General features: G+C 56.6%; 23 protein-coding genes and 2 pseudogenes. 15 read left to right on the forward strand and 10 right to left on the reverse strand.

The window, feature by feature from the left end:
- Window positions 1–2: 2 nt before the first annotated feature.
- Window positions 3–569: an ADP compounds hydrolase NudE gene (nudE, locus tag ACOYXE_RS21115; protein ID WP_034151897.1), complete on the reverse strand. Its 567-nt coding sequence runs from the start codon at window positions 567–569 to the stop codon at window positions 3–5.
- Window positions 570–657: 88 nt separating this feature from the next.
- On the opposite strand from nudE, the gene yrfG reads away from it, so the two are divergent.
- A complete protein-coding gene (gene yrfG, locus ACOYXE_RS21120; protein WP_160054780.1) occupies window positions 658–1320 on the forward strand; it encodes a GMP/IMP nucleotidase in 663 nt (220 codons plus the stop codon).
- 100 nt (window positions 1321–1420) lie between these two features.
- Here the strand turns inward: yrfG and lysM are convergent, their stop codons facing one another.
- Window positions 1421–1861, reverse strand: a complete 441-nt coding sequence (gene lysM, locus ACOYXE_RS21125; protein WP_160054778.1) for a peptidoglycan-binding protein LysM — start codon at window positions 1859–1861, stop codon at window positions 1421–1423.
- Window positions 1862–1999: 138 nt separating this feature from the next.
- On the opposite strand from lysM, the gene ACOYXE_RS21130 reads away from it, so the two are divergent.
- The 4 genes from ACOYXE_RS21130 (at window position 2000) to ACOYXE_RS21145 (ending at window position 6936) form a co-directional block, all read left to right on the forward strand.
- The gene (locus ACOYXE_RS21130) at window positions 2000–2887 is read left to right on the forward strand and encodes a LysR family transcriptional regulator (RefSeq protein WP_160054776.1); all 888 of its coding nucleotides are present in this window, start codon (window positions 2000–2002) and stop codon (window positions 2885–2887) included.
- A 92-nt stretch (window positions 2888–2979) separates the two neighbouring features.
- Window positions 2980–3819 (forward strand): formate dehydrogenase accessory sulfurtransferase FdhD, encoded by an 840-nt coding sequence (gene fdhD / locus ACOYXE_RS21135; protein ID WP_160054774.1) that lies wholly within the window; start codon window positions 2980–2982, stop codon window positions 3817–3819.
- Entirely contained in the window at window positions 3816–6164 is a 2349-nt protein-coding gene (locus ACOYXE_RS21140) for an FdhF/YdeP family oxidoreductase (protein WP_160054772.1), read from the forward strand. The genes fdhD and ACOYXE_RS21140 overlap by 4 nt, the downstream gene beginning before the upstream one ends.
- 289 nt (window positions 6165–6453) lie before the next feature.
- Window positions 6454–6936 carry a glycine zipper domain-containing protein gene (locus ACOYXE_RS21145; RefSeq protein WP_160054770.1) on the forward strand — a complete coding sequence of 161 codons (483 nt, stop codon included), beginning with the start codon at window positions 6454–6456 and terminating at the stop codon, window positions 6934–6936.
- 67 nt (window positions 6937–7003) lie between these two features.
- Here the strand turns inward: ACOYXE_RS21145 and ACOYXE_RS21150 are convergent, their stop codons facing one another.
- The 4 genes from ACOYXE_RS21150 to ACOYXE_RS21165 form a co-directional block, all read right to left on the reverse strand.
- Window positions 7004–7429, reverse strand: coding sequence for an acyl-CoA thioesterase (locus tag ACOYXE_RS21150; RefSeq protein WP_093429993.1), 426 nt, complete (start codon window positions 7427–7429; stop codon window positions 7004–7006).
- 220 nt (window positions 7430–7649) lie between these two features.
- Window positions 7650–8876 (reverse strand): 3-hydroxyacyl-CoA dehydrogenase, encoded by a 1227-nt coding sequence (locus ACOYXE_RS21155; RefSeq protein ID WP_460926546.1) that lies wholly within the window; start codon window positions 8874–8876, stop codon window positions 7650–7652.
- A 212-nt stretch (window positions 8877–9088) separates the two neighbouring features.
- On the reverse strand, window positions 9089–11017 hold the full coding sequence (locus ACOYXE_RS21160) for a RecQ family ATP-dependent DNA helicase (protein WP_460926547.1): 1929 nt from the start codon (window positions 11015–11017) through the stop codon (window positions 9089–9091).
- 180 nt (window positions 11018–11197) lie between these two features.
- A complete protein-coding gene (locus tag ACOYXE_RS21165; protein WP_160054764.1) occupies window positions 11198–11701 on the reverse strand; it encodes a polysaccharide deacetylase in 504 nt (167 codons plus the stop codon).
- Window positions 11702–12004: 303 nt separating this feature from the next.
- On the opposite strand from ACOYXE_RS21165, the gene ACOYXE_RS21170 reads away from it, so the two are divergent.
- The 7 genes and pseudogenes from ACOYXE_RS21170 to ACOYXE_RS21200 all read left to right on the forward strand — a co-directional run bounded on the left by ACOYXE_RS21170 (window position 12005) and on the right by ACOYXE_RS21200 (window position 17120).
- On the forward strand, window positions 12005–12280 hold the full coding sequence (locus ACOYXE_RS21170) for a hypothetical protein (RefSeq protein WP_007917948.1): 276 nt from the start codon (window positions 12005–12007) through the stop codon (window positions 12278–12280).
- Between the two features lie 94 nt (window positions 12281–12374).
- Window positions 12375–13517, forward strand: coding sequence for a hypothetical protein (locus ACOYXE_RS21175; RefSeq protein WP_460929870.1), 1143 nt, complete (start codon window positions 12375–12377; stop codon window positions 13515–13517).
- 365 nt (window positions 13518–13882) lie between these two features.
- A complete protein-coding gene (locus tag ACOYXE_RS21180) occupies window positions 13883–14182 on the forward strand; it encodes a hypothetical protein (protein WP_460926549.1) in 300 nt (99 codons plus the stop codon).
- A gap of 177 nt (window positions 14183–14359) precedes the next feature.
- Window positions 14360–14525: pseudogene (locus tag ACOYXE_RS21185) on the forward strand (YhfG family protein).
- A gap of 167 nt (window positions 14526–14692) precedes the next feature.
- Window positions 14693–15184, forward strand: a pseudogene (locus ACOYXE_RS21190) (helix-turn-helix domain-containing protein).
- A gap of 151 nt (window positions 15185–15335) precedes the next feature.
- On the forward strand, window positions 15336–15989 hold the full coding sequence (locus ACOYXE_RS21195) for a hypothetical protein (RefSeq protein ID WP_460926550.1): 654 nt from the start codon (window positions 15336–15338) through the stop codon (window positions 15987–15989).
- Window positions 15990–17120 (forward strand): DUF262 domain-containing protein, encoded by a 1131-nt coding sequence (locus tag ACOYXE_RS21200; protein ID WP_460926552.1) that lies wholly within the window; start codon window positions 15990–15992, stop codon window positions 17118–17120.
- 58 nt (window positions 17121–17178) lie between these two features.
- Here ACOYXE_RS21200 and ACOYXE_RS21205 read toward each other — a convergent pair whose 3' ends face one another.
- Window positions 17179–18720 (reverse strand): phosphoenolpyruvate carboxykinase, encoded by a 1542-nt coding sequence (locus tag ACOYXE_RS21205; protein ID WP_007917942.1) that lies wholly within the window; start codon window positions 18718–18720, stop codon window positions 17179–17181.
- Between the two features lie 181 nt (window positions 18721–18901).
- Window positions 18902–19804 (reverse strand): Hsp33 family molecular chaperone HslO, encoded by a 903-nt coding sequence (hslO, locus tag ACOYXE_RS21210; RefSeq protein WP_160054753.1) that lies wholly within the window; start codon window positions 19802–19804, stop codon window positions 18902–18904.
- A 105-nt stretch (window positions 19805–19909) separates the two neighbouring features.
- Between hslO and ACOYXE_RS21215 the strand changes: the two genes are divergently transcribed.
- A complete protein-coding gene (locus tag ACOYXE_RS21215) occupies window positions 19910–20710 on the forward strand; it encodes a phosphatase PAP2 family protein (RefSeq protein WP_405122511.1) in 801 nt (266 codons plus the stop codon).
- Window positions 20711–20827: 117 nt separating this feature from the next.
- On the opposite strand, the gene ACOYXE_RS21220 is transcribed toward ACOYXE_RS21215, so the two are convergent.
- Complete coding sequence (locus tag ACOYXE_RS21220; RefSeq protein WP_405122512.1) at window positions 20828–21235, reverse strand: RNA-binding S4 domain-containing protein; 408 nt, start codon at window positions 21233–21235, stop codon at window positions 20828–20830.
- Window positions 21236–21453: 218 nt separating this feature from the next.
- Here ACOYXE_RS21220 and rimB point away from each other — a divergent pair, with 218 nt between their 5' ends.
- Both rimB and rimK read left to right on the forward strand, forming a co-directional pair.
- The gene (rimB, locus tag ACOYXE_RS21225) at window positions 21454–21933 is read left to right on the forward strand and encodes a retropepsin-like aspartic endopeptidase RimB (protein ID WP_007917936.1); all 480 of its coding nucleotides are present in this window, start codon (window positions 21454–21456) and stop codon (window positions 21931–21933) included.
- Window positions 21930–22835 (forward strand): 30S ribosomal protein S6--L-glutamate ligase, encoded by a 906-nt coding sequence (gene rimK / locus ACOYXE_RS21230; RefSeq protein WP_460926553.1) that lies wholly within the window; start codon window positions 21930–21932, stop codon window positions 22833–22835. The genes rimB and rimK overlap by 4 nt, the downstream gene beginning before the upstream one ends.
- Before the next feature lie 341 nt (window positions 22836–23176).
- Here rimK and ACOYXE_RS21235 read toward each other — a convergent pair whose 3' ends face one another.
- A complete protein-coding gene (locus ACOYXE_RS21235; RefSeq protein WP_007917930.1) occupies window positions 23177–24490 on the reverse strand; it encodes an ATP-binding protein in 1314 nt (437 codons plus the stop codon).
- Window positions 24491–24515 lie beyond the last annotated feature (25 nt).

Below are 24515 nucleotides of genomic sequence, written 5' to 3' on the forward strand. Positions count from 1 at the left end.
ACTCATGCTGGAAAGAACCCGCGCTCGGTCAGCAGATCGCGGGTCAGATACAGTGCAGCCAACGCACGGCCTTCGGAAAATTGCGGATTGAGCGCCAGCGACGACAATTCGCGCAGGTTCACCTTATCGACGCGCATCGGTTCGGGCTCGTCGCCTTCCAGCCGCTCTTCGTACAAATCGGTAGCCAGAACGACCTGGATCTTCTGGCTCATGTAACCGGGCGATAACGACAGCTCGGTCAGATGCTCCAGTTGTCGCGCGCCAAATCCGGCTTCTTCCTTGAGTTCCCGCTCGGCTGCCGCCAATACGTCTTCGCCCGGTTCGATCAAACCTTTAGGCAAGGACAGTTCGTACTCATCGGTACCGCCGCAGTATTCCTCGACCAGCACTGCGTGTTCGGCGTCCAGCATCGCCACGATCATCACCGCGCCGTAGCCCGCACCTTTGCCGACCAGACGCTCGTAAGTGCGTTCCACGCCGTTGGAAAAGCGCAGCTTGAGTTCTTCGACGCAAAACAGGCGGCTGGTGGCGACGATCTCGCGGGCAAGTACGGTGGGTTTCTGGCGCATGCAAAGCTCCTTGGCGTGAACGCGCTACTATAACGCGGCTTTCCCGATTGTTTACGTCGGATATCTTTCTACCGCTCGAGACGTTGCCATGCCTTCATTACCGTGGTCCGACATCGATACCGTTCTGCTCGACATGGACGGCACGCTGCTGGATCTGCACTTCGACAATCACTTCTGGCTGGAACACCTGCCGCAGCGCTACGCCGAACTGCACGGGGTCAGCCGGGCCATGGCCGAGATGGAATTGCAGCCGTTGTTCGAACGCCACGCTGGCCAGTTGCAGTGGTATTGCCTGGATTTCTGGAGTGCCGAACTGAAGTTGTCGGTGCGGGAATTGAAGCAGGAAACCGCGCACCTGATTGCCTTGCGGCCGGATGCCGATACCTTTCTGGAAGCAATCAAACGTGCCGGTAAACGGGTGATCATGATCACCAACGCGCACCGCGATTCACTGTCGCTGAAGCTGGAACGGATTGAGCTGGCGCCGTATTTCGAACGGCTGATCAGCTCCCACGATTACGGTTTTCCCAAGGAAAACCCGCAGTTCTGGGATGCCTTGCAGGCAGACATCGGCTTTGATCCGTCGCGCAGTCTGTTTATCGACGATACCTTGCCGATTCTGCGCAGTGCGCGGGACTTTGGTGTCGCGCATTTGTTGGCGGTGAAGGAGCCGGATAGCCGCAAGGGGCCGAAGGACACGGCTGAGTTTGCGGCGGTTGAGGACTATCGCAATCTGATCGCAGGTCTTTGATCTTTGTAGGAGCTGCCGAAGGCTGCGATTTTTTGATCTGTTTTTTAAAAATCAAAGTCAAAAGATCGCAGCCTGCGGCAGCTCCTACAGGGGTGTTGTTTTACTCAGGAATACGCAGCGTCTGCCCCGGATAGATCTTGTCCGGATGCGACAGCAGCGGTTTGTTGGCCTCGAAGATCTTGTTGTACTGGTTGGCGTTGCCATACACAGCGAGGGAAATCGCGCTGAGGGTGTCGCCTTTTTTCACCACGACAAATTTTGCTGCAGCCACCACCGGGCCGGTCACGGTGATCTGATCATCCACGCTGCCAACCCCGGCAATATTGCCCACTGCCAGCAAAATCTTCTCTTTCTCTTCCTGACTCGCGACTTCACCGGTAACGGTCACTTTGTCGCCATCCACCGTTGCCTGCACATTCGGATTGCCCAGGCCGACCTTGCTGATGTGTTCCTTCAACTGTTCACTGGCATTGGCGTTACCCGGGGTCAGCAGATCGAGCAGCTTTTCACCGGCTTCTTTAACAAAACTAAAAAGGCTCATCGTGGTTCTCTCCATGGAATAAAGGTTCAGTCGTCCAAGCCTAGACCACCGCGGACAAACCCGGTTCCAAGCCGACCAATGACCCTGCCGCCGCGCAAGCGGTAGAATCCCCCACCCCTGCCAGCGCCTGGAGCGAAGATGGACATCAAGCAGCTGAAATTCCTCATCGCCCTCGACGAAACCCGCCACTTCGGCCAGGCCGCCGCGCGTTGCCATATCACCCAGCCCACCCTGTCGATGCGTCTACGCAGCCTCGAAGAAGAACTCGACCTGCCGCTGGTCAACCGTGGCCAGCGCTTCGAAGGCTTCACCGCGCCGGGCGAGCGGGTGCTGGCCTGGGCACGCTCGGTGATGGCGGCTTATGACGGTTTGCACGCGGAAGCAGCCGCGTGTCGCGGCAACCTGATCGGTACGCTACGGCTGGGCGTGGTGCCACTGTCGAGCTTCGATCCGCTTCCATTGATGCAACGCCTGCACAGCGCCCACCCAAACCTGCGTTTCGAAATGTCGGCGCTGAGTTCTGAGCAGATCCTCGAGCATCTGGCGAACAACCGAATCGACATCGGTGTTTCTTACCTCGACCGCCTGGATCACGAACGTTTCGAATCACTGGCATTCGACGAAACCCGCATGGGCCTGCTGTACGACCAGCGCACTTTTACCTTCGGTGAAGCTCCGTTGAGCTGGGAATCACTGATCGAACTGCCGCTGGGCATGCTCACCAGCGGCATGCACTTTCGCCAGTCCATCGACCACAACTTCCACAGCCGTGGCCTGACCCCGCAACCGTTGCTGCAAACCGATGCCGTCCATCAATTGTTACAAGCGGTACACGGCGGTTTTTGCTGCGCGATCATGCCGCTCGACGGCGGCCTGGAAAAACTCACCGACCACCTGCGCCTGCAATCGATCGAAGACGCCCAGACCCTCGCCCCGCTTGGCTTGATCATGCGCCGTGGCGCCCCACGTTCCGCGCTGGCCGAGGCCTGTTTCGCGCTGTATCAGCAATCGCCAATTGCCTCATGATCGACGGCATCTATCGATAGATCGACACTAGCGATTAGACGCGACAACTTGCCGCGCCTAGTCTTAACGTTGATCAAACCGTCGGTGATGCCATGAACGCCAAGCGCCCAGCCTGCGCGGCGCCTGCAATTGAAACGCCCGCGCCTGCCGCCAGCCAGACCTACAGTTACAGCGATTTACCCCGCGAGGCATCGGCCAGCACTGCGCTGGCTGAGGAAGTCGCGTTGGCGATCGCCTACAACGGCATCAGTCAGGCGGTGATGCTGGTGACACCGACCGACCTGGAAGACTTCATCGTCGGCTTCAGTCTAGGCAGCGGCATCATCGAGGACGCCACCGATATCTATGACCTGCAACTGACCGGTGCCGGCTCCGCGCAATACGCGCAAGTGACCATCGCCAATCGCGCGTTCTGGAACCTCAAGCAACAGCGCCGGCAAATGGCGGGTACCAGTGGTTGCGGATTGTGCGGTGTGGAAGCGGTGGAGCAGGCGTTGCCCGATCTCAAAGTCCTGGCCGGCGCAGCGTTACCGCCGATCGAATGGCTCGACGGCTTGCGCCAGCGCATCGGCGCGTTTCAGCCTTTGGGTCAGCATTGCGGCGCAGTGCATGCGGCGGTGTTCATGAACGCCAGCGGTGAATTGCTGCTCGGGCGCGAAGACATCGGCCGGCACAACGCCCTCGACAAGCTGATCGGCGGACTGATCCGCCAGAAGATATCCACAGCAGGCGGCCTGGCGATTGTCACCAGTCGTTGCAGTCTCGAATTGATCCAGAAAGTCTTGCGTGCCGGCATCCAGACCCTGGTCAGCCTGTCCGCACCCACCGGCCTTGCCGTGCAATGGGCCCGTCGACACAACCTCAATCTCATCCACCTGCCGCAGAAAAGTGCGCCGCGGGTGTATAGCCCCGCGATGGAGAATCAAGCGTGAGCCAACATCATCAAGCCGACCAGAAACCTGTCCCGCGCTACAAGCCTTACAAAGGTGCCGCCGGCGGCTGGGGTGCCCTGATCAGTGTGGCTCAGGCCTGGTTGACCAGCGACAACGCCCTGAAAAACCTGCGCATGATGCTCAAGACCAACCAGAACGGCGGCTTCGACTGCCCGGGTTGCGCCTGGGGCGATTCGCCGGAAAGCGGCATGGTCAAGTTCTGCGAGAACGGCGCGAAAGCGGTTAACTGGGAAGCCACCAAGCGCCGCGTCGATGCCAGGTTCTTCGCCAAACACAGCGTCACTTCGCTGCTGGAGCAGAGCGATTACTGGCTGGAATATCAGGGCCGTCTGACCGAGCCGATGGTCTACGACGCCGAAACCGATCGCTACAAGCCGATCAGCTGGGACGACGCCTACACCCTGATCGCCAAGCACCTGCAGAGTCTGCCGAGCCCGGATCTGGCCGAGTTCTACACCTCGGGTCGCGCCAGCAACGAGGCGGCGTATCTGTATCAGCTGTTCGTGCGCGCCTACGGCACCAACAACTTCCCTGACTGCTCGAACATGTGCCACGAGGCCAGCGGTGTGGCGTTGGCGCAAAGCGTTGGCGTCGGTAAAGGCACCGTGACCTTCGACGATTTCGAACACGCCGACGCGATTTTCGTCTGGGGCCAGAACCCCGGCACCAATCACCCACGGATGCTCGAACCGCTGCGTGAAGCGGTGAAGCGCGGTGCGCAAGTGGTGTGTATCAACCCGTTGAAGGAACGCGGTCTGGAACGTTTCCAGCACCCGCAACACCCGATCGAAATGCTCACCAACGGCGATAAACCGACCAACACCGCCTATTTCCGTCCGGCCCTCGGTGGCGACATGGCGCTGCTGCGCGGCATGGCCAAGTTCCTTCTGCAATGGGAGCGCGATGCGCAGAAGGCTGGCGAACCTGCTGTGTTCGATCACGACTTCCTCAACGCCCATAGCGCCAACGTCCTCGAGTACTTGGGCGTGGTCGATGACACGCCGTGGGAACAGATCGTCGAGCAATCCGGCTTGACCCTCGTAGAAATCGAGCAAGCTGCGCGCATGTACGCCAAGGGCAAGAACGTGATCATGTGCTGGGCGATGGGTATCACCCAGCATCGCCATTCGGTGCCGACCATCCAGGAAATCGCCAACCTGATGCTGCTGCGCGGCAATATCGGCAAACCGGGCGCCGGCCTGTGCCCGGTGCGCGGCCACAGTAACGTGCAGGGCGACCGCACGATGGGCATCAACGAGCGTCCGCCGGTGGCGTTCCTCGATTCGCTGGAACGTCGCTTCCAGTTCAAGGTGCCACGCCACAACGGCCACAACGTGGTCGAAGCGATCCACGCGATGGCCGAAGGTCGCGCCAAAGTCTTTATCGGTCTGGGCGGCAACTTCGCCCAAGCCACGCCAGACAGCCCGCGCACGTTCGCCGCACTGAGCAATTGCGACCTGACCGTGCAGATCAGCACCAAGCTCAACCGCAGCCATCTGGCTCACGGCAAGGACGCGCTGATCCTGCCGTGCCTTGGTCGTACCGACATCGACATCCAGACCGAAGGCCCGCAAGCGGTCACCGTGGAAGACTCGTTCAGCATGGTTCACGCCTCCAACGGTCAGTTGCAGCCGCTGTCGAACCAGATGCGTTCGGAGCCGTCGATCATTGCCGGTATCGCTGCTGCCACACTGGGCAGCAAACCGGTGGACTGGAACTGGCTGGTGGCCGATTACGGGCGCATCCGCGAACTGATCGCCGACACCATTCCCAACTTCAAAGCGTTCAACGAGAAGATCAAGAACCCGGGCGGTTTCTACCTCGGCAACAGCGCCGGCGCACGCAAGTGGAACACGCCGTCGGGCCGCGCCAACTTCCGCGCCAACATGCTGCCGAAAGATCTGGTGCACGAGCGCACCCGCGCCACCGGACAACTGCCGGATCTGATCCTGCAATCGATGCGCTCCCACGATCAGTACAACACGACGATTTATGGTCTCGACGACCGTTATCGCGGGGTGAAAGGTCAGCGCGATGTGTTGTTCGCCAATGAGGCGGACATCATTCGACTTGGCTTCCGTCCGGGGCAGAAGGCTGACATTGTTTCGATATGGGACGACGGTCGTGAGCGTCGGGTGAAGGGCTTCACCTTGCTGGCGTTTGATATTCCAGCGGGCCAAGCGGCGGCTTATTACCCGGAAGTGAATCCGCTCGTGCCGCTGGAGAGCACTGGGGATGGCAGCCATACGCCGACGTCGAAGTTCATTGCAATTCGGCTGGAAGCGGCGAGTGAGACCGGGTTGATCATGGCCAAGTCTGCTTAATCCAAAATCAAAAGATCGCAGCCTTCGGCAGCTCCTACACCGATTCCTGTAGGAGCTGCCGAAGGCTGCGATCTTTTCGCTTCTGCTTTTCAAACGGCCACAAAAAGGCCGCTTTTTCACAAAAACGGCCTGTCCGAAGTAGCTAAAGACCGGCGAAAAACGGTTAAGTTCCGGTGAAAAAACAGCAACTTGCAAAGTTGTATACAAGTCGTGTTATTCGTCGGATTTCGATTGTCACGCTTGTCACACAGCCTCAGGATCGGCGCCGTCATCCCTTTGAGGCTCATCTATGAAGTTCTCCTCGATTCTCTTGTTGTCCCTTGGCCTGGTCAGTGGTTTTGCTTCCGCAGGCGGCACCACCGAAGCAGGTGTGGGCGGCGCATTGGGCGGGGTTCTTGGCTCGGTCGTCGGTCAGTCCTTAGGCGGCAATACAGGTTCCACCATCGGCGCAGCCCTGGGCGGCGCGGGTGGTAGTGCGGTCGGCGCCGACAAACGCAGCCGTGGCGAAGCCGCCATCGGTGGTGCGCTGGGCGCAGCCGGCGGTAACGTGGTCGGCCGCAGCATGGGCGGCACCACCGGCAGCCTGATCGGCTCCGCAGCAGGTGGCGGCGCCGGTGGCGCGCTGGGCAACTACATGGGTAACAAAAGTGATGACGATGATCGTCATTACGATCGCGGTCGTGACCGTGACCGTGGTTATTACCGCGACCGTCACCCGGGCCGCGGCCACGCTTACGGCCATCGCAAACATCACAAGCACTATCGCGACTGAGGTCTCAAACACCTCGCTGGCCGGTAAAGCAAAATCGCAGCCCAAGGGCTGCGATTTTTTTTGCCATTTACACCACTAGGTATTCCAAGGCCTGGCGCAGTTCGGCAGGAATCGGCACCGGCTGATTACTCGCCCGATCGACGAATACGTGAACGAAGCGCCCGGCCGCACACGCCTCGCTTTCACCGACCTTGAACACCGCCAATTCGTACTGCACCGAACTGTTGCCCAACTTGCCGACTCGCAGACCGATCTCGATCAGATCCGGAAAGGCGATCGAGGCAAAGTAATCACACGCCGAACTGACCACAAATCCCACCACCTCGCCGTCATGGATATCCAGACCACCGACCTGAATCAGGTAAGTGTTCACCGCCGTGTCGAAGAAGCTGTAGTAGGTGACATTGTTGACGTGACCGTAGGCGTCGTTGTCGTGCCAGCGTGTGGTGATAGGCTGGAAGTGCGGATAGTCGGTGCGCTGAGGGGTGGACATGGTTGGGCTGATTCTCCTGTTTTTCAGTGAGGCCGCTAGCCCTCACCCTAGCCCTCTCCCAGAGGGAGAGGGGACTGACCGAGGTGTTCTCTCGACATACACCGACCTGAGGCTTTCGATTCGAACTCAAATTCTGAAACACACGAAAATCGGCTCCCTTTCCCCCTCGCCCCCTTGGGGGAGAGGGCTGGGGTGAGGGGGATAGATTTTCGCCGTAACACTAAGCTTGAGCAAACCCCTTCCCTTGCGCCGCCAACTCACCAATCAACCGCGCCGGTTTCCACTGATCGCCCTGCCGCGTCTCCAGCGCCAGTAAACGCTGATGAATAACCGCGAGCCCTTGCTGATCCGCCCAGGCCATCGGCCCGCCCTTGTCCGCCGGGAAGCCGTAGCCATTCAGATACACCAGATCGATGTCATGCGCAGACTCGGCAATGCCTTCCTGCAAAATCTTCGCGCCTTCATTGACCAACGCCAGCAAACTGCGCTCCAGAATCTCCTCCGGACCAATCTCACGGCGCTGGAAGCCCAGCCCTTCGCTGACCTGCAACACCAGCGCATCGACCTCAGGATCGTGCTCAGCCTGACGACTGCCCGGTTCGTAATGGTAATAACCGTTGCCGGACTTCTGGCCGAACCGGCCCATCTCGCACAAACGGTTATCTACCTGAACCTCCGGCGCATCCTGCCCCTTGCCGGCCAACTCGCGTGCACGCCACTCCAGATCGATGCCGACTACGTCGTACATGCGGAACGGCCCCATGGCAAAACCGAAACCTTGCAGCGCTGCGTCGACCTGCTGTGGATAAGCGCCTTCGAGCAACATCTTGCGCGCCTCCAGCACATACGGATGCAGCATGCGGTTGCCGATAAAACCGTGACAGTTGCCCGACACCACACTGACCTTGCCCATGCGCTTGCCCAGAGCCAGCGCCGCTTCCAGCACCGCCGCCGAAGTCTGCGCACCGCGCACGATTTCCAGCAGTTTCATGATGTGCGCCGGGCTGAAGAAATGCAGCCCCAACACTTGCTCCGGGCGCCGGGTCGCAGCAGCAATCGCATCGATGTCCAGCGCCGAGGTATTACTCGCCAACAGCGCCTCAGGCTTGAGCAAACCATCCAGCTCACGAAAGATCTTCTGCTTCAGCTCAAGATTTTCGTACACCGCCTCGATCACCAGATCGACATTGCGAATCGCCGCGTAATCCGCCGCCGCACTGACCCGTGCGATACGCGCATCCGCCTCGGCCTGATCAATCCGGCCTTGGCGAACGTTGTGTGCATAAGTATCGGCCACGGTGGCGAGCGCCTGCTCAAGCATCTGTGGATTGTTATCCACCCACTGCACGCTCACCCCGGCATTGGCCAGGCACATGACAATGCCACGGCCCATGGTGCCCGCACCGATCACGGCGGCCTGCTGAATATCGAAGGATATCTGGCTCATGTTGTTCTCTTGTTGGCGATCCAAAGACAGACCTCAACCATAGTCAGCCAGCGACGTTTTTTGAAGTTTATTACCGTGATGATCGACATTCAGCGGATGGATACAGCCCCGCCTTGATGACACTTGATGTAGGAGCTGCCGAAGGCTGCGATCTTTTGATGCTGACTTTTTCAAGAGCAAAAGATCGCAGCCTTCGGCAGCTCCTACAACGATCAGAGGTGCTCTTGCGCCCAACTGCGGACTTCGCCGTAGGGATATTCCTCCAACGCCGCAAACCCGGGAATCGCTCGCGCCTTGAGCTTGGTGAACAACGGCACGCTGATCCCGCACAGGAAACGCGTCACCCGCTCCGCCGACGGAATCACCCCGGTGTGCTGCTCATGCCTGTGGATAAAATCACCACACAGCGCCGCGAAGTTTTTATCCACAAGCGCTGGCAACTCCGGTGGTGCCGGCAACCGTGCAACCTGGCCATGACACACCGAGCAATGCCCACACCGCTCAGGCGCATTGCGATCCCCGAAATACTCGGCCAGGCGATAACCCAGACAACGCTCGGTGGCAAAAACCTCAAGCATCGCGTGGATGCGCGCCACTTCGGCCTGCTCATGCCGGGTGAAATATTCATGCAGCTCGACGCTCAGGGCATCGCTGTCAAAGTCACTATTCAGCAGGCTGTAGACCTCGGTCATCTGCTTGCTTTCCAGTTCGACCCAGCCCTTTTCCTGGAAGTAATCCAGCGCCTTCACTACCCGATTGCGCTCAGCGGAATACTGCGAGTACATCGCCTCGAAATTCACCGTGGCCCAAGTGCGCGCACGAGGCGAGGTTTGAATGATCGCGCCGACAAAATCCCTGCGCTCACCGTCGAAGCGCTCAAGCAGCGCTTCGGGTTCCAGCAGGTATTTGAAACGGTATTCGGCGTAATAGGCGTAGCGCGGCGCGATCAAACCGCGCAGTTCCAGTTGTACCAGCAAGGTCTTCAGCGGCAGTGCGCGAATGTTGCTCTGATCCGCCAGTGGACCGAGCAGAAACTCCCATTGTCCTTCCGGTACCGAGGCCTTTAGCTCATCGAGTACATAGCGAATGCCGTCGCGCTCCGGCGTATCGCCGTAGACGAAGTTTTCCAGCACATTGAGACTGTCGCGATTGGCCAATACCAGACAATCCGACGGCTGCCCGTCACGGCCGGCGCGGCCGATTTCCTGACTGTAGTTTTCGATGGATTTGGGCAGGTCGAAGTGCACGACATTGCGGATGTCACTCTTGTCGATGCCCATGCCGAATGCGATGGTCGCGACGATGCAATTGGACTGCCCGGCCATGAAGCGTTTCTGGATCGCTTCGCGTTTGTCGTGGGCTAAACCGGCGTGATAGGCCTCGGCCTGAATGCCGTTGCGCTCAAGGTGCTCGGCGATGTGCTCAGCAGTTTTCTGCAAGGTCACGTAGACGATACTCGGCTGCCCCGCACGCTCGGTCATCCACTCGACCAGACGCCGGCGCTTGTCCTGACCACGTACCGGTTCCACCAGCAGATTGAGGTTTGGCCGATAGAAACCGGTGGTCACCACATCGTCAGCGGCGATAGCGAATTTGGCCTGCATGTCGGCGATGACTTTCGGCGTTGCGGTGGCCGTCAGGAGCAAAGTTTGCGGGATGTTGAACTGGCGCTGATAGTCCGGCAGCTTGAGATAATCGGGCCGGAAGTTGTGGCCCCATTCCGAGATGCAATGCGCCTCGTCCACCACCAGCAGCGAGATCGGCACCTGCTGCAGAAAGTTGCGGAAACGCTCGTTCTTCAAGCGCTCCACCGAGATCATCAAAATCTTCAATTCACCCGAACGGGCGCGGGCCATCACGTCATTGGCATCATCGCGGCTCTGCGCCGAATCGATGCTGCCGGCCGAAATACCGTGTCGCTGCAAGAAGGCCAACTGATCCTGAATCAGCGCCAGCAACGGCGACACCACCAACGTCAGGTGCGGCAGCATCAGCGCCGGCAATTGATAACAAATCGACTTGCCGGAACCGGTGGGGAAAATCGCCGCTGCCGAGCGCCCGGCCAGTACCGCGCTGATCGCGGTTTCTTGACCGGGTCGAAACTGTGGAAAACCAAAAACCTGTTCCAGGGTGTTGTGCATTCGCTGTCACTCCATTGACTGCTGCCATGCCAACAGCCTAGCGGGCGATCGCAGCGAGTCGAGAAAAGGTCGGGGCCAAATCGATTCGGAATGATACAGCGATTACTTGAACACCACGGTCCCTGTGGGAGCGAGCCTGCTCGCGAAGAGGCCGCTCAGAACAACACAAAATCCTGAAGTTCAGGGACGCAAAACCGCCACCCGCAACTGCTCATTCAGCATCTGCTCATGCACACCTTGGCTCTTGCTCGCCCACAGCGCATGCGCCGGACTGATGTCGCCAGTGAACGCTGCCGCCAACTGACGCAGATCAGCGACGCTGCGCACACGCGGACAGAACAGTTGCTCATCACAGTTCTGACTGGCGTTGCGATAGGTGCTCAGCAACCCCTCCCAGATACCGTCGCGTACATGGCGAATCGATTTCAGTTGCACGTGCGGCACCCCGAGTCGCTGCTCAAGCCCCTCTTCATCCAGCGCTTCACTGGCCAAAAGTGCTTTGGCGAACATCAACACTTCACCGCGCGACGCCGTGTCCAAGCTCGCCTGGCTGATCAGTGCCTCCGGCCAATCGGTGCGATCGAGGCGATCCAGCACCCACGCATTGCCAACGTCCGAGGCCAAGGCCAAACGGCAAGTGCCCAGCCCGAGCAATAAAACTGCGGCCATTCGTAGCCAGTGCATACCTAATTCCCTTTAAGCGCGTGTCAGACGTTTGGAAACGCCCTACAGATTCTGGCGCGCACGATACAGCGGTTTACCGCGAATCGCCTGACAATCACGTAGGAATTATTACGCCTAAGGGTTTTGGCCTGAAAAAGCTGCGAAAACACGTAGGGCATTTCCTCAAAACACGGAAAAACCCCTACGAATACTGTCCATTGCGGCTGTCTTGTCCCACAGAGAAACGCCCTTCTATAGTGGCCGCCGCGGCTGCATACACTGCACCGGCCCGCCCCAGCGCCTTCGAACAGGACACGCCTCACCATGATCAACCGCTATCGCCCACTCAAGACTTGCTACAGCGAAAACCCGGTACTGCTTATCGACAGCCACTCCAGCCAGACCGACCTGATCAATGCCGCCGATCAGCGTTTACGCGCGGCCGGTGATTTGCTGGAAACGCTCTACTGCTTATGTTTCAAACAGGCTGATGTGAAAGATATTCCTAACATCGTCAACGCGCTTTATTTACTGGTACAGGATGGTTGCGACTTGCTCGAAGTTGCCAAACAAAAACCACCACAAACAACATATAACTAAAATTTGCTACAAACTCGGAAACACCAGAACTCTTTATTTATATATGAAACCCGCACTAACTTGTTCGCTCTTACAACTAAACGAGAGCAACACCATGACAGTTTTAACCATATTTTTTTGCGGTACGGGTTCCAACAAGTTCGATACCACCCATGAAAACTTCTGGGACGGCGAATTGGTTTCCACGCTGGCTTCCAATCATACCGGCCGCGAGTTCGCCGAATGGATCGTCGTCGACGGACCCGGCAGCGGCAACCTGCAAGCTGACGATCTGTTCACAAAAACCAAGGAGTACGGCCTTACCGGCACACTGTTCGGCAAAGGCTGGGAGGAAAACGTGCAGCATGCCCTAAATGTCATCAAGGGCAAATGTGACTGGCAGCGCCAGCAACTGACCGAGGCCGAATACAACCGCCTCAAAGCCGCCGGCATTCCCATTGAAGATGTAAAAGTCGAGGGTTCGTGGTTCTGGCGTAAATATAACTACGGTGATCGCAGCGTGACCCAACAAAAGTTACAGGAGCAGATCATCAAGACATTTCGCAAGGATGGCGTTATTCCCACTCAGGTCAATCTGGTGGGCTGGAGCCGAGGGGGTGTAAGTTGCCATATGCTGGCCAATGCGATGCTCAATGATCGCGAACTGAATAATATCCCGGTGAATATATTTGCCCTTGATCCGGTACCAGGAATCGGCAACTTCCAGGATGCGCGCGTCAAACTTGGCGCCAACGTCAAAGAATATGTCGCCTTCTATGCCCGCGATGAACGCTCCAAAGGTTTCAGTTGTGTCATTCCGCAAACCGCCACCGGCACCAAAACCTGCGTCTACCCGATGGCCGGCCGCCACGCGACCATGGCCGGCAACGCCACCGCCGCCGGCGGCGTACCCACCAACAGCGGCGACCTGAAAGCGCTGGTCGAACCTGGCCGCATCGTCCGCCACCTCGCCGAAACCTGCCTAAAGCGCTGGGGCGTACAACTGAACAAAACCCTGAACCTGAGCGAAGCCGACCTCCTGCGCCTGACAGGCGCCATCGTCGCCGACGAAGCGCGCTACAAGCGGATGCACAGCATTTCCTACACCTACTTCACCGAACTGGATAAAGGTGAGCGCTATGTTTCGCTAGGCAGCAAAGGCGTGCCGTTCTCGGCGGTGAAGGGTTCGATCTACGCGCCGGCAACGGGGCTGACGACGAGCCTGTTAAACGTTGCGGAGTATCGGATTATTGGTTGATGGCGCTGGGGGTGTGAGCGGACGAAAAAACCTACAGCAATAGCCTATCCGCTATTCGTCCAGTTCCTACAAACCTAGACTCCGTTGCCGCCTATCGCGGCTTGGTAAGTCAAATCTATAGTCGTGACTGTCGCTGCCAAATCAGCGACTCGGGTTTGGTCACCTGAAATTGAGAGAGAGAAACTACGCATGCCCTTGTATGCTTGCCGCCATCTATTGTGCGGCATGCTTTATGGCGGCTGTGTTTGGGACGCTTCGGCGTACACGGAGTTCTCTCTCTCTGGTTGACCAACCCGAACACAGTCGCCTCCCATCGTTTGGTCATGATGGCGGCGGCTATTGGAACGCCTATAGAGAGAAGAACAATGAAAGCATGGAATCCGCTTACCCCTGATCGCTACCGCCCACTCGAATCAAACCTCACCGACACCAAGCCCCTGATCATCGACACAACGGCCAACCCGCAAGACATCCTCGAATGCGCCGTTCAGCGCCTGCGCGCTTCAAGCGACCTGCTACGCACCCTCTACTGTCTCAACTTCAGACAAGCCGACGTCGAAGACATCCCCCACATCACCCACGCCCTCTATCTGCTGACGCAGGATGGCTGTGATCTGCTGCAAGTCGCACAGCAGCAGATGCTCAACTGGAAGGCTCCAGCCTGAAATCGAGTGATCGTATCGCTCTTATGCACTCTGTGAGAGCGATCAAAAAAACGGTAATCAAACATGGGAGCAACCATGAGCAAATTCTTTGATGAGCTGATGGAAAGCGTTATCGAAATGGACGAGATCTTACGCAAAAAGCATCGCGATTCAGACTCGAATGCTGATACGAGCGTTTTGACGTTTCAGCAAAAGCAGGCCCATTACGACAAGGTTCGCCGATCAAACTATTTGGCCAGCCTACGCATTGAAGGTTTTGAAACCACCCCTGCCGATGCTGAAAAGCCACTTTCCTTCACGCATGGAGGTTGTCGAAAAGTACCGGCAAAAACCGGCTGACTAGAGCAAGCGCTAACGTTTACGTGGCAGTATTCTAGCTATAAAAACCAAAAACAGATGGAATAATGCCACTTAACTTCGTTTTTCGCGGGTCTGGCGGCAAACAGCGCCCTTCAACTTAAGTGCTATTATTCTGGCAGTTAAGGTTTAAAAATGAAGGAATACTGCCACATGGCCAAGAAAACAGCGCCGCTCTTGCCCTCCACTGCTCGACTTTTAGTCGACCTTGGTGAGCGACTGAAGCTAGCTCGCCTACGCCGCAAATTGACGGCCAAGCAGGTCGCCGAAAGATCAGGCATGTCGCTGACAACCTTGCGCCATCTGGAGTCCGGAGGCTCAGGCGTAACCATCGGGGCCTACTTGTCGGTCATGCAAGTGCTGGGGCTGGAAAAGGACCTGAGCAAACTGGCTGCAGCCGATGAAATGGGTCGCCAATTGCAGGATGCGCAGTTAATGCCTGCAACACGATCCGCAGCGAAAAAGCCCCAGCGAGTACGAGCAGTCAGTGCGGCAAAAAAGGGCGCATCCGAACACGTCGAGACTTGAAACGTTATCGATGCCGCCACTACCACGAAAATTCCGGCTGACTTCCCATTCAACACACACTCACTCTCCAGCCTTTTGAACAAGAAAAAGGCCAGTATCCAAACCGGTGAAGAATGACGCTGATTGCTGTTTGCAGACTGTGAATAGAAATATTTAGGTAAAAGATACACGGGCACTGGCAAGGAGCCTTCTCAAGGTATAGCCTGAAGACTCGCACATAAATTTTAAACTTCCAGTGCCACGACATAAAAACTGGAGAGCAATAAGCATGCTGTCAGCGAAACTAAAACAGGATTTGATAGATGAAAAAGATATGGAGATCATATTTCAGCAACACATTATTGAGGGCGACAGCTATTTCTTCAACTCCCTCATGAATGCACCAGAAAAAGAATACGAACTTAGAAAAGAACTTTCACGAGAATTGAATATCAATATACGCGACACTGTTCTTGTAGGCTCCGCGAAAATTGGATTCTCAATAAAAACCAGGCAATTCCTAGAGTTTGATGAGAAATTCAAAGCTAGCAAAATGAGAAAAGATCGATCAGATATAGACATAGCTATAGTTTCACAAGCCTTATTCGACGACCTATCAGAAAAATTATACAAATTCACTAGACATTACGATAAATCTTGGATTGCAGAAAACTGGCAGGTTAACAACTATTATTCAATCCATAGTCCAGAAAAACCTAAACTCCATGATAGTTTTTTCTATTACTATGCGAAAGGTTGGTATCGTCCTGATATGTTACCAGCTAACTTTGACCCACCTTGGAAGGAAACACTGGGACGGTGGCGCACTTCGTTGAATCGCAAGATTTCGATCGGGCTTTATCGAGATTGGAAATATCTCAAAAACTATCAAACCGACCATCTTGAAACTATACAAAGCAAAATTAAGAAATTGGAGATATAAATGAGCGCCCGCCTCGCAGACAGCATTCCAGCAAACAATGTCAAAATAATTGAACTCTACAACAAGCTTCGTTCAAAAAGCCTTGATGTAAGACCGGACTTTCAAAGAAAGCTAGTCTGGAAGAAAATTCACAAATTCAAATTCATTGAAACCATATTACTTAACTATCCATTTCCAGAAATATATATTGCTCCAGGCGAACTAGACTCTGAAAGCATCACACTGACTGAAAAAGTTGTAGATGGACAACAAAGACTTTCCGCAATAAAGGATTACATTGAAGGAACAGACGTTTTTGCTGAAAGCAAAATCACCATAAAAAAATTCAACGAATTATCGGCCACAGAAAAAGCTGCATTCTTGAATTACGAAGTATCTGTTCGATATTTAAAAAACTCTTCCGAAGAACAGACCAAAGAAATTTTTCAGAGAATAAACAAAACTGATTACGCTCTTAATAAAATTGAGCGTTTCAATGCGCAGTGGGGAGATAGTGAATTTGTCTGCTTTGCCAAGCAGTTATTGGACAAGGACTACGACAACTCTGAAACCACATACAAATTAAGCCCAGACAATATAGATGAAATACAGAAATTCTTTTTCGGAAAAGAACCAATATTTTCCGACTCCAATACGTCACGAATGACTGATCTCCAATATTTCCTAGTAATTTTAGCAACAATTGTCGGCGAAGAGTATTTCCAAAGAAACAACAATGTTGAAGAGTTGGTTGAAGCGTTTAATGACAACTTCAGTCAAGCCGAAGAAATTGAACCTCAACTCACGGCTGTTATTCGCTTCATAAGAGAACTGGACCTACCAAAAAGTACAACCTGGTTGAATAAAACCAATTTATTCACCCTCATCATCGAGCTATATAAATATGATTTAGACCAAGTTGATGCGAATGCGCTACGTGAAGAACTATTATCCGTGGATCATAAGTATCGATACTTCCTTCTCGACGAAGGAGATAAAGTTGCGTTAACTGCGGCTGGAAAAGGGTTCATTATTGATTCGGAAACGAGTTTATTCTTTCAAAACTCTAGAGTTGCCGTGAACGACAAAGGACCTAGAGTACAACGAGCTAATTTTGTAGAAAAAATAATAGAAACAGCATTTATCAAATAATATTTCATACCCACAAAAAAGCCGCCTCAAGGGGCGGCTTCTTCATTGACGACAGATCTTACAACTTCGGCCCAGCAGCCTTGATCGCGTCGCTCACTTCGAACTTCTTGAAGTTCTCGATGAACAGACCGGCCAGTGCTTTCGCGGCCTCGTCGTACGCAGCCTTGTCAGCCCAGGTGTTGCGTGGGTTGAGCAGGTTGGTTTCAACGCCCGGTACGGCCAGTGGCACGTCGAGGTTGATGGTGTCGAGGTGTTCGGTGGCTGCACCGATCAGCGCGCCGCTCTGGATCGCGGCGATCACCGCGCGGGTGGTCGGGATGTTGAAGCGTTTGCCGACGCCGTAGCCACCGCCAGTCCAGCCGGTGTTGACCAGGTAAACCTTCGAACCGAAGCCGCGGATGCGCTTGATCAGCAGCTCTGCGTATTCGCCAGCCGGGCGCGGGAAGAACGGTGCGCCGAAGCAGGTGGAGAAAGTCGACTTGATGCCGCTGCCGGAACCCATTTCAGTCGAGCCCACCAGTGCGGTGTAGCCGGACAGGAAGTGGTAGGCCGCTTGTTCTTCGTTGAGGATCGACACTGGCGGCAGTACGCCGGTCAGGTCGCAAGTCAGGAAGATCACCGCGTTTGGCTCGCCACCGAGGTTGTGCTCGGAACGCTTGGCAACGTGCTCCAGCGGGTACGCGGCGCGGCTGTTCTGGGTCAGGCTGACATCGGCGTAGTCGGCGTGCTTGGCGTCGTCGATAACGACGTTTTCCAGCACAGCGCCGTGCTTGATGGCTTTCCAGATAACCGGCTCGTTCTTCTCGGAGAGGTCGATGCACTTGGCATAGCAACCGCCTTCGATGTTGAACACCACGCCTTCACCCCAGCCGTGTTCGTCGTCACCGATCAGGTAACGGCTTTCATCAGCCGACAGGGTGGTTTTACCGGTGCCCGACAGACCGAAGAACAGGGTCACGTCGCCTTCTTCGCCGATGTTGGCAGCGCAGTGCATTGGCAGCACGTCAGCGGCCGGCAGCAGGAAGTTCTGCACGGAGAACATGGCTTTCTTCATCTCACCGGCGTAACGCATGCCAGCGATCAGCACTTTCTTCTGTGCGAAGTTGAGGATCACGCAACCGTCGGAGTTGGTGCCATCACGCTCAGGCACGCACTCGAAGTTGGCGACGTTGAGCACTTGCCACTCTTCACGACCGGCCGGGTTGTACTGGGCCGGGTTGATGAACAGGCAACGACCGAACAGATTCTGCCAGGCAGTCTGGGTGGTCATTTTCACGGCCAGGTAGTGATCTTCCGCCGCGCCTACATGCACGTGGGACACAAAGTGCTCTTGCGCGTTGTTGAATGCTTCTACGCGAGCCCACAGCGCGTCGAACTTGTCGGCCGGGAACTTGCGGTTGATCGGGCCCCAGGCAATAGCGGCCTGGGTGGAAGGCTCTTCAACGATGAAACGGTCAACAGGCGAACGACCGGTGCGGTGACCCGTGCGAACAACCAGCGCGCCGGTATCGGCAAGCTCGCCCTCACCGCGGTTCAGGGCTTCTTTTACCAGATCATCAACACTCAGATCGGTGTACACGGCGTTATTGGCTTGCGTCATGAGGTTCCCCGTCGGCCAGTGGCCGAGTGTGCTCCAAACGTTTTGTAGTAGAAAGTCGTGCACTACTACCGCGAAAAAAGTGGGCCGGATTATGCCAGAAAAGCCCAAAAAGAGTAGGGTCCTCCCGTCGTAACGGCGATATTCCGTCGTTACGCAGTGAATTTACCTGCGCTGAACCGTTTTAGTGCCGGGTATCTGACGGCGTGTCGACGCCTGCGCCAGCGAACAATTGAGCAACATCCGTGGCATCGAACAGGTAGCGCTCGTTACAGAACTGGCAATCAACCTCGATGTTGCCACCATGTTCGACCACCAATTGCTGCGCATCTTCCAGACCGAGACTGACCAACGCATTGCCGGAGCGTTCCCGCGAGCAGCTGCAACGAAAGCGCAGTTTCTGCACATCGAACAGACGAACCTGCTCTTCATGGTAGAGGCGATGGAGGACGGTTTCGTTGTCCAGGCTGAGCAATTCATCGGCGGTCAGGGTGGTGGCCAGCGCGGTGATGTGCTGCCAGCTGGCGGCGCGATCTTCTTCGTCTTTCAGACGGTCAGCCGGCAATTGCTGCAGCAGCAGGCCACGGGCGCGACGGCCGTCGGCAAATAGCTTGAAGCGAGTGCCGACCTGTTGCGACATGACGAAATAGTTGGTGAAACAGTCGGACAGGGTTTCACCGTCGAGGTCGACGATACCCTGATAACGCTGGCCGACAGTCGGGTCGACGGTCAGGGCCAGAACGCCGTTCGGCATCAGGTCGGCGAGGGTCGCGTCCGCCGCGATCTGCTCGGCGTGATAACGCGCCAGGCCACGGATCTCACGCTCGCTGGAGCACTCGATCATCAGCATCGGGATCGGGCCTTCGGAACGCGCCTGCAGAATCAGCAAGCCATCGAACTTCAAGGTGCCCACCAGCAACGCGGCCGCCGCCATCAATTCGCCGAGCAGTTGTGCCACCGGCTCCGGGTACGGATGTTTGGCGAGGACTTCGGCGTAGCTGCGCTCAAGTGCAACCAGTTCGCCGCGTGTGTCGCTGTCATCAAAGATGAAACGTTGGGTGAAATCGGTATCCGGTAGGTCGGTCATAATTTTGGGTATCTGAATGTGGTGACAAAATGGTTACAAGACGTGAAAATTTGCACTTCTTGGCACTCTTTTTGGTGCCGACTGCTCTGCCATGGGAGGCATTTTATGAACAATCCGGGTTTGTTCCAATCTAGGTGGAACCTCGGCCGGCTGGTTCTGTGCAACGTAGTGCCGTTGGCGCTACTGGCTTTCTGGTTATGGCCTACGGGCAACGCGCTGTGTGTGATTTTCGACGAGTGGCTGTTTCGCTCACTCAATGCACCGCTGGCCAGCAACCCCATATGGCTCCACATCTGGGCAATTGCAAGTATGCGTCCGTTCGACATCGTCGTTGGCTTGATCCTGCTGACGCTGCTGATCAAGGGCGACTGGGTGTTCAAGGCGATTGACGTGCGCCGGGCTTTTTTCGGTTTTCTTTCGATCCTGCTATTGATGGTGGTGATTCGCGCACTGTTTTCCAAGTTCGCCGACCATATGGATTGGCAGCACAGCAGCCCGTCGATGATGCTTGAGGGCGCCGTGCACATCAGCGATTACTTCCCGAATCTGGAAAAAACCTGGGAAGTGAAGGATCGCTCGAGCCAGAGCTTTCCCGGTGACCACGCTTCGGTGTTGTTGATCTGGGCGCTGTTCATGGGCGTGTTCAGCCGCACGGCCGGCCAGTTCGTGACGACCTGGGGCCTGGCGCTGTTGTTCATGCTGCCGCGCCTGGTGGCCGGTGCGCATTGGGGTCAGGACGATTACATCGGTGGTGTATTGCTGGCGGTATGGGCGTTGGGCTGGGGTTACTACACGCCGTTTGCCTATCACGCCTCGAACTTCTGGCTGAGGGTAACGGCGCCGATCTTTGCATTGCTCGGCAAGTTGCCGCTGCTTTCGCGGATGAGTGTGGTGCGTAGCGCCTGATACCGAGCTGTCTTCAGCGAGGGCTGCGCTCTCGATTCGCGAGCAGGCTCGCTCCCACATTGGAATGCAATCCCCTGTGGGAGCCTGCTCGCGAAGAGGCCAGCATCAACAAAGCGCTTACTCGTCGTTACTGCTACCCCGGAACTTGAACAGATCCCGCCGCTGCTTCTTGCTCGGCTTGCCGTCGGTGCTCACGCCCAACGCGCCCGCCTTGCGCATCGCCGCAGCCGCTTCACGTTTGGCAATACTCACTTCGGTCTCCGCGTACAACGCCTGCGCTTCGGGAGCGCCCCGTCGAACAATCGACAACGCCTCGACCTTCACCGTACGCACTTCAAACCCGGTACGAATCTCGAACTCATCGCCAATGCGTGGCTCTTTGCCAGGCTTGCAGCGCTCGCCGCGACAATGCACCTTGCCACTCTCGATCGCTGCTTTGGCCAAGGCACGGGTTTTGTAAAAACGCGCGGCCCACAGCCACTTGTCGAGACGGACCTTGTCGTCCTCTTCGCTTTTTTGTGCCATGGCATTTCCTCATTCTGAAATATTGATGAACTGTACTACCGTTTCACTCATGTCATGAATGACCGCGTCCCGGATTACAATGCTCGCGTTTCGGCGCCTGCTTCAGGGGCCGGAAATCCGGGCTGTAGAAATCTGTCGCCTTTTAACCCTTATTCTGCGTGAATACCGCGAATCCGGCCTCGTGCGGGCTGAAGCGGTTGTCACGGTTGAGCATTTTTTTGAAGACATTTGACCATTTGACCGTTGTCGGTCTGCGCGAGTGGGTGGCGCTTCCGGATTTGGGAGTCGCGGGCCTGCGAGCGAAAATCGACACCGGTGCCAGCACCTCCAGCCTGCATGCCACCGACATCGAACCGTTCGAGCGTGACGGTGAAAAGTGGGTGCGTTTCACCGCGCACCTGGGCACTGTGGTGCAGCTGCGTCATCGCCGCTGCGAAGCCCCCCTGGTAACACGCAAAACCATCAAAAGCTCCAACGGCCATGCGCAGGTGCGCTACGTGATCAGCACCACTCTGGCCCTTGGAGATCGAGTGTGGCCGGTCGAGTTCACCCTCGCCTGCCGCAAGTCCATGCGCTATCGCTTGTTACTCGGATCCAAAGCCCTGATCGATGGCCAGTTGGTGGTCAATCCGGGCATCAAATATGTACAAGACAAGCCGGTGTTCCCGGTATCTACCTCCTCCACAGGTGTTGCATGAAGATCGCTGTGCTGTCGCGGAACCCGCGTCTGTATTCCACCCGTCGTCTGGTCGAAGCCGGAACCGAGCGCGGGCATGAAATGGTAGTGATCGACACCTTGCGCGCCTACATGAACATCGCCAGCCACAAGCCGCAGATTCACTATCGCGGCAAACCGCTGGAAGGCTTCGATGCGGTGATCCCGCGGATCGGCGCGTCGGTGACGTTTTATGGTTGTGCCGTGTTGCGCCAGTTCGAAATGATGGGGGTTTTTCCGCTCAACGAATCGGTGGCCATCGCCCGTTCGCGGGACAAGTTGCGCTCGTTGCAACTGCTGTCGCGTCGCGGCATCGGTTTGCCGGTGACCGGGTTTGCTCACTCGCCGGACGACATTCCCGATTTGATCGACATGGTCAACGGCGCGCCGCTGGTGATCAAAGTGCTGGAAGGCACCCAGGGCATCGGCGTGGTGTTGTGCGAAACCGCCACGGCGGCAGAGTCGGTGATCGAAGCGTTCATGGGCCTGAAGCAGAACATCATGGTTCAGGAATACATCAAGGAAGCCGGCGGCGCGGATATTCGCTGCTTCGTGGTCGGTGACAAAGTCATCGCGGCAATGAAGCGCCAGACCAAACCGGGTGAGTTCCGTTCAAATCTGCATCGCGGCGGCAGCGCCAGCCTGATCAAGATAACCCCGGAAGAACGCATGACCGCGTTGCGCGCCGCTAAGGTCATGGGCCTGGCGGTGGCGGGGGTGGATATCCTGCGTTCCAATCACGGGCCCTTGGTGATGGAAGTGAACTCCTCGCCAGGGCTGGAAGGGATCGAGACCACCACCGGCAAAAATGTGGCGGGGATCATCATTGAGCATCTTGAGAAGAATGGCGGGCCGAATATGACCCGCACCAAAGGCAAGGGCTAGAGCGAAGAGCTAGAGCTAAGAGCAACAGCCCCTCACCCTAACCCTCTCCCGAAGGGAGAGGGGACTGATTGGGGGATATTGGAGAACTACGCCGACCTGATCCTGCTGTGCCGAATCCACAATCGCCCCAGTCTTTCAGGTCGATGTATGACGCAAGACACCTCGGTCTGCCCCCTCTGGGAGAGGGAGCAGATTGAGGGACGATTAAGAGATACGCCGACCTGATCTTGCTGTGCCGAATCCATAATCGACTCGGATTTTCAGGTCGACGTATGACCCCAGACACCTCGGTCAGCTCCCTCTCCCTCCGGGAGAGGGCTGGGGTGAGGGGTTTTTGGGGGTTAGACGGCGTCTCTTGGTAACATCAACCCCAGCGGCAATCTCACCCGCGCCTCCAGCCCTCCCCCGGACCGGTTACGCAGTTCAACATTGCCGCCATGCATCGAAGCAATCCGCTTCACGATCGCCAAACCCAACCCTGTACCCTTGCCGCCGCGGGCACGATCGCCACGGGTAAACGGGTTGAAGATCGCCTCCAACTCCGAAGGGTCGATCCCCGCACCACGGTCCATCACACTCAGCACCACATACGGCGCACTGACGTCACCGGACACGTAAGCCGCGACTTCAACGTGACCGCCAGCATGGTTCAAGGCGTTGCCGATCAGGTTGTTCAGCAAGCGTTTCATCGATACCCGACGCAGCGGAAACGGCTGGATCGGCTCCAGACGCAAACGCACTTTCTCTTCATTCTGGTTGTACGGCGCCGCGACCTCGCGCACCAGATCAGTCAGATCCACCTCTTCTACCGACTCGTCACGACCATCGCGGATGAACGCAAGGAACTGGTCGAGAATCGCGTCCATGTCTTCAATGTCGCGCACCATGTCGTCAGTCAGGTCGTTGCGATCGCCCATCAATTCCAGCGACAGCCGCAAACGGGTCAGCGGTGTGCGCAAGTCGTGGGACACGCCGGCCAACATCAACTCACGCTCGCGTCCGGCCTGCTCGACGTCTTCGGCCATCTGGTTAAAAGCGCGATACACCTCGGTCATTTCGCTCGGCGTATCGCTGATCGGCAGACGTACGCTGCGACCCTGACCGAGTTGCCGGGCGGCATAGACCAGACGCTTCAAGGGTTGGTTGAGCTGACTGACGAAAATCCATGCAGACGCCGTCGACAACAAGCCGATGGCGAGGAACCAGCCGAGCACGTTCCAGATTTTCTGGCCGCGCAAAGGATGCGGATACAGCGGCACCTTCAGCCAGCCGTCACCGAGGCTCGGCGCGCGGACCCATAACGCCGGCGGCGAGTGCATGCGTAAGCGTACTTCGGTGTCGGCGCCCAACTCCGCCTGCATCTGCCGCTGATAGATTTCGCTGTACGGCCAGTGCTGTTCGCCTTCCGGCACACCGGCGCCCACGACCCGGATCAGGGTGGCGGCATCAGCGATCTTCGCGCGATTTTCTTCATCGGCAGCCCAATAGGCTCGCAGCGTCAGGGCGACGCCGTGGCTGTATTGGCGATCCACCAGCACGTCCTCGTTCATCAACAGATAAACCAGGGTCAGCGCCTTGGAAAACAGCACGACGATAAGCACCAGCCAAAGGGTGCGGGAGAAAAAACTTTGAGGGAACCAGACAGGGGTTTTCATCGATAACCGCTACACACTTGCAGGA

The sequence above is a fragment of the Pseudomonas sp. MC6 genome, assembly GCF_054790575.1.

Bases quoted from the DNA above. Each gene is read 5' to 3' on its own strand.
- nudE (WP_034151897.1), bottom strand. From the start codon at position 569: ATGCGCCAGAAACCCACCGTACTTGCCCGCGAGATCGTCGCCACCAGC.
- yrfG (WP_160054780.1), top strand. From the start codon at position 658: ATGCCTTCATTACCGTGGTCCGACATCGATACCGTTCTGCTCGACATG.
- lysM (WP_160054778.1), bottom strand. From the start codon at position 1,861: ATGAGCCTTTTTAGTTTTGTTAAAGAAGCCGGTGAAAAGCTGCTCGAT.
- ACOYXE_RS21130 (WP_160054776.1), top strand. From the start codon at position 2,000: ATGGACATCAAGCAGCTGAAATTCCTCATCGCCCTCGACGAAACCCGC.
- fdhD (WP_160054774.1), top strand. From the start codon at position 2,980: ATGAACGCCAAGCGCCCAGCCTGCGCGGCGCCTGCAATTGAAACGCCC.
- ACOYXE_RS21145 (WP_160054770.1), top strand. From the start codon at position 6,454: ATGAAGTTCTCCTCGATTCTCTTGTTGTCCCTTGGCCTGGTCAGTGGT.
- ACOYXE_RS21150 (WP_093429993.1), bottom strand. From the start codon at position 7,429: ATGTCCACCCCTCAGCGCACCGACTATCCGCACTTCCAGCCTATCACC.
- ACOYXE_RS21155 (WP_460926546.1), bottom strand. From the start codon at position 8,876: ATGAGCCAGATATCCTTCGATATTCAGCAGGCCGCCGTGATCGGTGCG.
- ACOYXE_RS21160 (WP_460926547.1), bottom strand. From the start codon at position 11,017: ATGCACAACACCCTGGAACAGGTTTTTGGTTTTCCACAGTTTCGACCC.
- ACOYXE_RS21165 (WP_160054764.1), bottom strand. From the start codon at position 11,701: ATGCACTGGCTACGAATGGCCGCAGTTTTATTGCTCGGGCTGGGCACT.
- ACOYXE_RS21170 (WP_007917948.1), top strand. From the start codon at position 12,005: ATGATCAACCGCTATCGCCCACTCAAGACTTGCTACAGCGAAAACCCG.
- ACOYXE_RS21175 (WP_460929870.1), top strand. From the start codon at position 12,375: ATGACAGTTTTAACCATATTTTTTTGCGGTACGGGTTCCAACAAGTTC.
- ACOYXE_RS21180 (WP_460926549.1), top strand. From the start codon at position 13,883: ATGAAAGCATGGAATCCGCTTACCCCTGATCGCTACCGCCCACTCGAA.
- ACOYXE_RS21195 (WP_460926550.1), top strand. From the start codon at position 15,336: ATGCTGTCAGCGAAACTAAAACAGGATTTGATAGATGAAAAAGATATG.
- ACOYXE_RS21200 (WP_460926552.1), top strand. From the start codon at position 15,990: ATGAGCGCCCGCCTCGCAGACAGCATTCCAGCAAACAATGTCAAAATA.
- ACOYXE_RS21205 (WP_007917942.1), bottom strand. From the start codon at position 18,720: ATGACGCAAGCCAATAACGCCGTGTACACCGATCTGAGTGTTGATGAT.
- hslO (WP_160054753.1), bottom strand. From the start codon at position 19,804: ATGACCGACCTACCGGATACCGATTTCACCCAACGTTTCATCTTTGAT.
- ACOYXE_RS21215 (WP_405122511.1), top strand. From the start codon at position 19,910: ATGAACAATCCGGGTTTGTTCCAATCTAGGTGGAACCTCGGCCGGCTG.
- ACOYXE_RS21220 (WP_405122512.1), bottom strand. From the start codon at position 21,235: ATGGCACAAAAAAGCGAAGAGGACGACAAGGTCCGTCTCGACAAGTGG.
- rimK (WP_460926553.1), top strand. From the start codon at position 21,930: ATGAAGATCGCTGTGCTGTCGCGGAACCCGCGTCTGTATTCCACCCGT.
- ACOYXE_RS21235 (WP_007917930.1), bottom strand. From the start codon at position 24,490: ATGAAAACCCCTGTCTGGTTCCCTCAAAGTTTTTTCTCCCGCACCCTT.